General features: G+C 32.4%; 7 protein-coding genes. 5 read left to right on the top strand and 2 right to left on the bottom strand.

The genetic code is table 11. The annotated features are described in order from the left end of the window. Position 1: 1 nt before the first annotated feature. Entirely contained in the window at positions 2–2,116 is a 2,115-nt protein-coding gene (gene bcsA, locus AACU95_RS17385) for a UDP-forming cellulose synthase catalytic subunit (RefSeq protein ID WP_141192261.1), read from the bottom strand. Between the two features lie 147 nt (positions 2,117–2,263). Continuing rightward, a complete protein-coding gene (locus AACU95_RS17390; RefSeq protein ID WP_049203066.1) occupies positions 2,264–2,659 on the bottom strand; it encodes a hypothetical protein in 396 nt (131 codons plus the stop codon). A gap of 1,443 nt (positions 2,660–4,102) precedes the next feature. On the opposite strand from AACU95_RS17390, the gene nagK reads away from it, so the two are divergent. The 5 genes from nagK to AACU95_RS17415 all read left to right on the top strand — a co-directional run bounded on the left by nagK (position 4,103) and on the right by AACU95_RS17415 (position 8,261). After that, on the top strand, positions 4,103–5,014 hold the full coding sequence (nagK, locus tag AACU95_RS17395; protein WP_004246555.1) for an N-acetylglucosamine kinase: 912 nt from the start codon (positions 4,103–4,105) through the stop codon (positions 5,012–5,014). A 94-nt stretch (positions 5,015–5,108) separates the two neighbouring features. Then, a complete protein-coding gene (locus AACU95_RS17400) occupies positions 5,109–5,693 on the top strand; it encodes a rhomboid family intramembrane serine protease (protein WP_017628739.1) in 585 nt (194 codons plus the stop codon). A 148-nt stretch (positions 5,694–5,841) separates the two neighbouring features. Beyond that, positions 5,842–6,246 carry a YgiW/YdeI family stress tolerance OB fold protein gene (locus AACU95_RS17405; protein WP_141192399.1) on the top strand — a complete coding sequence of 135 codons (405 nt, stop codon included), beginning with the start codon at positions 5,842–5,844 and terminating at the stop codon, positions 6,244–6,246. Between the two features lie 296 nt (positions 6,247–6,542). Further along, entirely contained in the window at positions 6,543–7,208 is a 666-nt protein-coding gene (locus AACU95_RS17410; protein WP_012368617.1) for a DUF1120 domain-containing protein, read from the top strand. 396 nt (positions 7,209–7,604) lie between these two features. After that, positions 7,605–8,261, top strand: coding sequence for a fimbrial protein (locus AACU95_RS17415; RefSeq protein WP_004246560.1), 657 nt, complete (start codon positions 7,605–7,607; stop codon positions 8,259–8,261). Positions 8,262–8,341 lie beyond the last annotated feature (80 nt).

Here is an 8,341-nt window from a genome sequence, read left to right on the forward strand (position 1 = left end):
CCTAGTCATCCCCATTAATAGATTGCACAGAGAGAGAGGTTTTTGCTCTTTTTACCGGTGCTTTTACTTTTTGACGACGACCAAAGAACAACTCAAAAATACAGTCAGTGATAGCACCTAACTCTTTTAATGGTTTGTCTTGATATTGTGTTTGATGAACCCAAGCATCTGCTCGACCAAAGATCACCCGTACTAACTTACGGCGTAGATTTAAATCCATTGGTAAAAAAGCGAGACGTAACTGGCTATTTTCTAAACTGACCATTTCCACAGGAAGCGTAACAACATCACGTTGCACCATTAACGTAATGCTATTAACAGTACGCTGGCGTAATTCAGCTATTTTATTAATCGCAATACGCACTCCCCCCATAGAAATATCTTCGGTGGTAGTTTGTAATTCAGCGCCATCATCAAAATGTAAAGTGATAGGAAGTGATGCCTTAATGCGGGTATTTTTACGAATTTGGCGTGTTTCTTTACCTACTGCGATCGATGCCAACACAATAAATAAACTATAAGTTGCCCAAACCAAATTCAATACAATGACTAAAGGGTCGATGCCTTGAAAATCATTTAATAAATAACGAATGATGACCCATGAAATACCCATAACTAGAAGTAGCGCAGTAATAATCAAAGGGCGTACCGTTAGATAATCCATATAGCTTTTATCAAGCAAATCGCCTTTATCAGTGACATTAAATTTACCTAATTTAGGCGAGACTAAACTGAGCAATGTAGGCAGTACTAAACTAAATGCCATCACTGTTTCATAGATTTCTCCCCAGAAAGAATAGCGATATTTACCAATATTTCGTGAGTTTACATACACCGACATAATTAAATGTGGTAATGCAAAGGCAAAAATCATACTGGCAGAAGAGGCGATAATATTGAGGTTGAATAACATAAACAGTAAAGGTGCGGTTAAAAAGATAATCCGAGGCAACCCATACTGAAAATGCATCATCGCATTGAGATAACATAACCGCTGAGGAAATGTTAAGCCACGGCCTAACATAGGGTTATCAACACGAAAGATTTGTGTCATTCCTCTAGCCCAACGAATACGTTGATTAACATGTAATGCTAAACGCTCTGTTGCTAGACCTGCAGCTAAAGGAATATCAATAAATGCCGAATTCCAACCTAAACGTTGTAATTTTAATGCCGTATGGGCATCTTCTGTGACTGTCTCAACCGCAATACCACCAATTTCTTCTAGGGCGCTACGACGCATTACCGCACATGAACCACAGAAGAAGGTTGCATTCCAATTATCATTACCTCGTTGAACAGGGCCATAAAAAAGTGCACCTTCGTGAGGGCCGTTTTTGGCGGCACTTAAATTACGTTCAAAAGGATCGGGTGAATAGAAATAGTGTGGTGTTTGCACCAAAGCTAATTTTGGATCTTCAAGGAAATAACCCACCGTTGCCTGTAAAAATATACGGGTAGAGATATGGTCACAATCAAAGACGCAAATAAGCTCACCATCAGTTAATGCCATTGCGTGATTTAGATTACCTGCCTTAGCGTGATCGTGCTCTTCACGCTCAATATAAGTCACACCAACATCATTGGCGAATTGCTTAAACTCGTCACGGCTACCATCATCCAAAAGATAAACTTTCATTTTATCTTTTGGATAATCAATACCTTGTGCAGCTAAAACCGTATCACGCACCACATCTAAACTTTCGTTATATGTGGGTACATAAATATCCACTGTTGGCCATAACGAGATATCTTTTGGTAATGGCGCTATTTTTCTATTTAATGGCCAAGCTGTTTGGAAATAACCTAAAACTAAAATAATCCAAGAGTAGATCTCAGCTAAAAATAATCCTGTACCCAATATCCCTTCAATAGAGGTATTAAAATTAAGTGTGTGGGTTGCTCGCCAATACAGATAACGTGTAGACATTAACAATGATAAAAAAATCATTGTTAATAATCGTTTTTTTGACTTTTTAGAGCCAATAATAAATAACAGAAGAATATTAATTATACCAAATATATATTGTTGTTTAGCACTCATTGGCATAACAATAAGCGAAAACATTGTTATTAATAAAAAAGCTGTTATTAATAGTTTAAATAATTTATTCATAACCCCGTACCTTGCCATTGCTATTATTTTCTTTTTTAAGAAAAAATTCATTCTTGGTACGATAGACCAATAAAATTTTTTAAAAAAAGAAAATACCAATAGCTATAAATTGACACAAGTCAATATCATTTATATATAAGAGCTTGTTTAATTAGCTGATGCAATAAATGAAAATATCTTTTGCAATGAGAGCTTTTCATTTACTTGGCACTTATCTGTGGTTTTTTTTTCAAATAACTGATTATCTAGCAAACACTTACTTTGCTTATTAACTCTATTTTTTTCTTTTACTTCCGAGGCTAAATCTTGTGAATAAGAAAGAGAAGTCGCTATATTAGCTGTTTGTTTTTGTCTCTTTTTAACTTTAGATATATTCAAGAATTCTTCATTATCTCCTGATAGGGAGTCTTTATTATCCTGTTGATTTATAACACTATTGCCAATATTACAGGCTATATTACCTGTCGTTTGAGAAGAGAAATCTTGAAAAGTAAACCCCTCTTCCTGAAACTTATTTTTTAAATTATCTATATCATCATACATAATATGAACCCTTAAATAATCGCACCTAATACCTTGTCAAACAATTAAAAACCTCACCAAGATAAGGATACAAAAACAATTAAAATAAGCTTATTTAAAAGCTAACACCTAAGAGTTGCAGGACAACTTTCATTTATTTATACAAACCTAAATCATGCAGAGTAATTTTACTTGTAAAATATTTCATCTAATAAAAAAGACACTGTCTAATTGTAAGTAATGATTATTTAATTTGAATTGTATAATTATTTTAATAGGAAATACAACGCCTTCAAAATAACTATTTTTCGCTCAGATTGTATTTTATTTTATCTAACTGTGTATTTTTACTTAATACAATGTTAATGAAAAACACAAAAAAAAAGTCTCTTTTTAACGTAAAAAAGCAGGTTAATTCCCCATCTAATAACGTAATAAAACTAATAACAAATTGTATAAATTTTATAAAAATAAAATCCTGTAATTATTACCTTGTAATATAATTTATTCTAAGAAGAAAAAACATTGAGAAAAGTAATATGAAATTTTTCAGCTACTGATCTTTTTTAAATGTAAAATATGGCTCACAAAGCAAAATGCGATGTTGTTTTTTTGTGTTGATCATCATCAAAAAAAGACACATTTTTATAAGCGAAAAGTGTATTTTTTTCATAGAGTAGCTAACACATTGTCATGCTATAAAAAGAAAATAACTTTATTTATTCAGACCCATTAAGATAATCTAAAAAAAATAACTTAAAAGAGATGATTTAATAACAATATTCTTTATTGTTTATTAATAGGAAAAACAACTATCATTAACCATAAAATCAGGATAATTAACCAAGATTATATTTTACGTATTAAATAATATTGTTAATAATACTTAATAAAAAGAATAAATATACTAGATACGAATACATTAATTAACTTTAACACTATAATAACAATAAATCTTTAACTGACTGATTTATAATAAATAATGCACACCTTGTAGATACTATTACTATATACAAGTATTAATACGTATATTTTTGTTTTTTTATATCATTAAATAGCACTTAACTACGTTTTTATACTAATAAAAATACATCAAATAACAACCATCTATTTTAGATATAATGTTAACGATAACATTTTCGGAACCACTCCTTTTAAGAGTATTCCTATCATATTAATCCATATTTTCTTTATTAAAATCTAAAAACTAGTCATTTTATGATAGTTTTTTCTATTAAAAATGGGGTTAGAAAAAACGTTTCACCTCCTGACAAGATCACAAAATGCGCTTATCTACGATTGTTTCTATGCTATCTTTAATAAATAGTGATAAATCTTATAATCTGTGGAAGTAATAGACAGAGAAAAAACGCGTTAACTGAAGTGATGACCATTAAGCACCATAGCTTCTTCTCTATTTAATTAAGCTACGGATTACATTTACAGGATAACTAAGAGACTGATATGTATTATGGTTTTGATATGGGCGGCACAAAAATCGAGCTCGCCGTTTTTGATAAAGATCTTACTCAAGTATGGCAAAAACGTGTACCAACGCCAAAGAATGATTATCAAGCTCTATTAAATGTTTTTAAAACACTCACTTTAGAAGCTGATAATGATTTAGGCTGTAAAGGAAAAATAGGTATCGGTGTTCCTGGCATCGTCAATGCAAAAGAAGGAACTGTATTTACCACCAACGTGCCTGCTGCCAAATATAAACCGATGATCCACGATCTGGCTAATATTCTTGAACGCCCCGTCAAAGTTGAGAATGATGCTAACTGTTTTGCCTTATCAGAAGCATGGGATCCTGAATTTCGTCATTATCCTTCAGTACTGGGTTTAATATTAGGTACGGGTGTTGGCGGTGGTTTTGTCATTGATGGCAAAGTACTCTCTGGTAAAAATGGTATTGCCGGTGAAATAGGTCACATGAATCTTAATGTAGATGCTGATAATGTGATTGGTGAGACCATGCCAAAAATATTGTGTGGTTGTGGTAGAAAAGCCTGCTTTGAGACTTATTTATCTGGTCGTGGTTTTGAACGTATGTATAAAGCCTTTAATGGCTCACCACAAAGAGCGGTGGATATCGTTGCACAATATTATCAAGGCGATGAACAGACCCAACAGCATGTTGACCGCTATATGAAAGTATTAGCCATTTACCTTAGTAATATTCTGACTGTACTTGACCCACATTTAATTGTTATTGGTGGCGGTTTATCACAATTTGACGCACTGTATACCTTATTACCGGATTATCTCTCACATTGTGTATACGGTAATACACAAATTCCAACAATAGAAAAAGCACGTTATGGTGATGCGGGTGGAGCAAGAGGAGCTGCCTGCTTAAATTTATTAGACTGAATATAATAGAAGAAGAGCCATCTAACAGAAAGGCTCTTCTCTTTACAGTAGATTCATAAATAAAGGTCATCACCTACAATAAAGGCTTATCGTTATGGATCGTCTCTGGCTAAAAAGAAGAATTTATATTCTCGGTGGTTTAACTATCCTTCTTTTCTTATTACAAATTATAGGGAGCCTCTTCCCTGTCCATCTTCTTCAATATGGTATTATTCCAAGAAGCAGCGAAGGTTTATTCGGTATCTTTATTTCACCTTTTATTCATGGCTCATGGTCTCACCTTTTTAGTAATTTATTACCTTTTCTTATACTTAGCTTTTTATTGATGACACAGTCATTACGAGAATATTGCTATTCAAGTATTTTTATCATTATCATCAGTGGGTTATTAGTTTGGTTATTTGGGCGTAACGCTATTCATGTCGGTGCAAGTGGGTGGATCTTTGGATTATGGTCACTGCTAATTGCCCATGCTTTTACTCGCCATAAAATTATCGATATCGTCATCGCCTTATTTGTGCTGTTTTATTACGGCTCTATGGCTTATGGATTAATCCCCGGGCAATTAGGGGTTTCTACAGAATCACATATCGCGGGCGTTATCTCTGGGTTGCTTTATGCTTGGTGTGCAAGAAAAATCATTCGTCGGAAAAGCCGTGTAGTAGAAATAATAAAATGAAATAATTACACCATCATTTATCAATAACAAGTTGATAAAATTGATATATTAATACCAATATTTACTTTAATATGCATTTTTATAGGAAGAATTGAACTAGAATTAATCTATCTCTAAGTGAATGTTTAAACCAATAAGCGAGCCTATTATGAAAAAAATACTAGTTTTATTAATTGGTAGTACATTGGCTTTTGCATCTCAAGCCAATTCAAACCAACAAAATAGTGGTGGTTTTGTTGCCCCACAAAGCGCTATCACCACCACAGAGCAAGGTGGATTTAAAGGCCCTTCAATTAGCGAAACGACCGTTGCTAAAGCAAAAACACTTTCAGATGATACTTGGGTTATCTTAACAGGCAAAATCACCAAAAAAATTGGTGATGAGCTTTATGTTTTTGAAGACACAACAGGTGCTATTAATGTTGAAATAGACCAAAAAAGATGGCGTGGTCAAACCGTTACGCCTGAGAATACCATAAAAATTGAAGGTAAGATCGATAAAGAGTGGACAAGTACTGAAATCGATGTAAAACAACTGAGCATTGTTAAATAACTATACTCTTTAAAAAGACACATAAAGATTAAAACATTATGTGTCTTTTTATTTATTCCCTTCTTTTATCCTTATCCATTGATACTTCCTCCATCAATTATCATCGGATTATGAACAATATAGCGCCACCGTTTTATTGTTAGCTTTGTCACAAAAGCTTTTTTGATTGTTTTTATTTTAAGTAAGAAAAAATACTTAAATTACGTAATTATTAAATATTTTTTATAAAAAAACAAAACACATCAAAAAATGACGGCTATAATTTGATAAATTACTATACCGCCATAGGAGGATGTATGTTTAAAAAATATTTATTAGCAATTTCTTTATTAGCATTATCCAGCGGTACTACTTTAGCAGCTAACCCTATTGCTAAATTAAAAGTCACAGGAAGGATCAAGCCTCCGACTTGTACTATCAATAATGAAGAGCAAGAAGCCACAATCATCTACAACTTTGATATCACTCCAGGTCTTTTCCCTGAAAAGGGTGACTTAAAGTTAGCAGGTCAATCAAAAAACATTGTTATTTCTTGTGATTCAAGTACTTATTTAGCTTTTGTTGCAACAGATAATAGATTAGGAACACAGAGCCAAGAAAGTGAAGCCTTCTTTGGTTTAGGTCACTATCAATTTAAAAATAAAGATGATGGAAAAAATGCAGAAACAAAAGTAGGCTATTACACCATCAATATCAGCAATGCCACTGTCAAAAAAGAAGATGGTAGTAAGTTTGAAAAAGCTTATATCAAATCTAACAACGCCACGACATCAGTTCCTAATACATTAATTCATAAACAAAGTGAGTATGGTTGGGCTTTGCCTGGTAAGACATCTGTTGCAGGAAAATCTTTTGCTGCTGACTTTGAAGTCAAACCCGTCATTAATAGCCAAATGAAAAAAATCGAAGGCGAAGCTGAATTAGATGGCTTAGCCACTTTGACATTTCAATTTGGTATTTAATATTAATAAAGTGTAAGGTATTTAACAATTACCTTACAGTTTTTATTATATGTTTTTTCATTCATTATAATAAGACTCGTATTTAAATACTCAAACAAAGAAAGTAATTTATTAATTATCTTATTTTGATTTAAATAACATTTAATGACTATCTTATTAAGATTAAAATATTTAATTCTTATCTTTTTTATGCATTTAAAGTTTATTTAATTATAAATACTATTTTTTATTTTTTATCAGCGTATAATTATTTGTAAGGTATTCTTATTAAGATAATAATATAAATAAGCAACTTAAAAAGTTGAGAGCATTTTATTATTTTTGAAAAAATAAAGTGCATTAAAAAGGTATATATGTATCGAATTAAGATATATATATACTTCCACTGGAGGATGTATGTTTAAAAAAAGTTTATTAGCTGTTTCTTTACTTGCTCTAACAAGTAGTGTTGCCTTTGCTGCTACACCTACTGCTAAACTAAAAGTTATCGGTACTATTCAAGCCCCTACTTGTACAGTTAATGGGGAAACAAGTGAGACTACTGTTGAATATAAATTCGATGTTAGCCCAGGCCTTTTCCCAGCAAAAGGTAATCTAACATTAGAACCAATTTCACACAACATTACTGTTACTTGTGATGCTAGAACCTATTTAGCTTTTGTTCCTACAGATGATAGAGCAGGTTCAGAATTAGAAGCAAATGCGGCTAACTTTGGTTTAGGTACACACCACGAAACAAACAAAGAGGGTGAAGCTGTAGATACTAAAGTAGGTTTCTATGGTATTACCATGAAAAATGCGACAGTAAAACCAACTGCTGATGCAGAAGAAGCTAAAGTTTCTGTATTCTACAATGGTGCTGTAAACAGTTCTCAAAGTCTTCAAAAAGAAAAAGTGTTTGCGTGGGCTAAAAGCTCTAGCGATTTCTCTGCCGGTGAAGTATTTGCAGCTGATTTCGAAATCAAACCAACTATCAATAGTGAACTAAAAAATAGCGGAGGTGAACCTAAATTAGATGGTTTAGCAACTCTTGCTTTCCAATTTGGTATCTAATTTAATTAAATTAATCTAAATTAATTTAAAATAGAATGTAAGAAATTAAACTAATTTCTTACATTCTTATTTTCCACAAA

Origin of the sequence: Proteus sp. G4415 (genome assembly GCF_963896075.1) — a bacterium.
Lineage (GTDB): Bacteria > Pseudomonadota > Gammaproteobacteria > Enterobacterales > Enterobacteriaceae > Proteus > Proteus mirabilis.

Excerpts from the sequence above, each read along its gene's own strand:
- AACU95_RS17400 (WP_017628739.1), top strand. The coding sequence starts at position 5,109 with ATGGATCGTCTCTGGCTAAAAAGAAGAATTTATATTCTCGGTGGTTTA.
- AACU95_RS17415 (WP_004246560.1), top strand. The coding sequence starts at position 7,605 with ATGTTTAAAAAAAGTTTATTAGCTGTTTCTTTACTTGCTCTAACAAGT.
- bcsA (WP_141192261.1), bottom strand. The coding sequence starts at position 2,116 with ATGAATAAATTATTTAAACTATTAATAACAGCTTTTTTATTAATAACA.
- AACU95_RS17390 (WP_049203066.1), bottom strand. The coding sequence starts at position 2,659 with ATGTATGATGATATAGATAATTTAAAAAATAAGTTTCAGGAAGAGGGG.
- nagK (WP_004246555.1), top strand. The coding sequence starts at position 4,103 with ATGTATTATGGTTTTGATATGGGCGGCACAAAAATCGAGCTCGCCGTT.
- AACU95_RS17405 (WP_141192399.1), top strand. The coding sequence starts at position 5,842 with ATGAAAAAAATACTAGTTTTATTAATTGGTAGTACATTGGCTTTTGCA.
- AACU95_RS17410 (WP_012368617.1), top strand. The coding sequence starts at position 6,543 with ATGTTTAAAAAATATTTATTAGCAATTTCTTTATTAGCATTATCCAGC.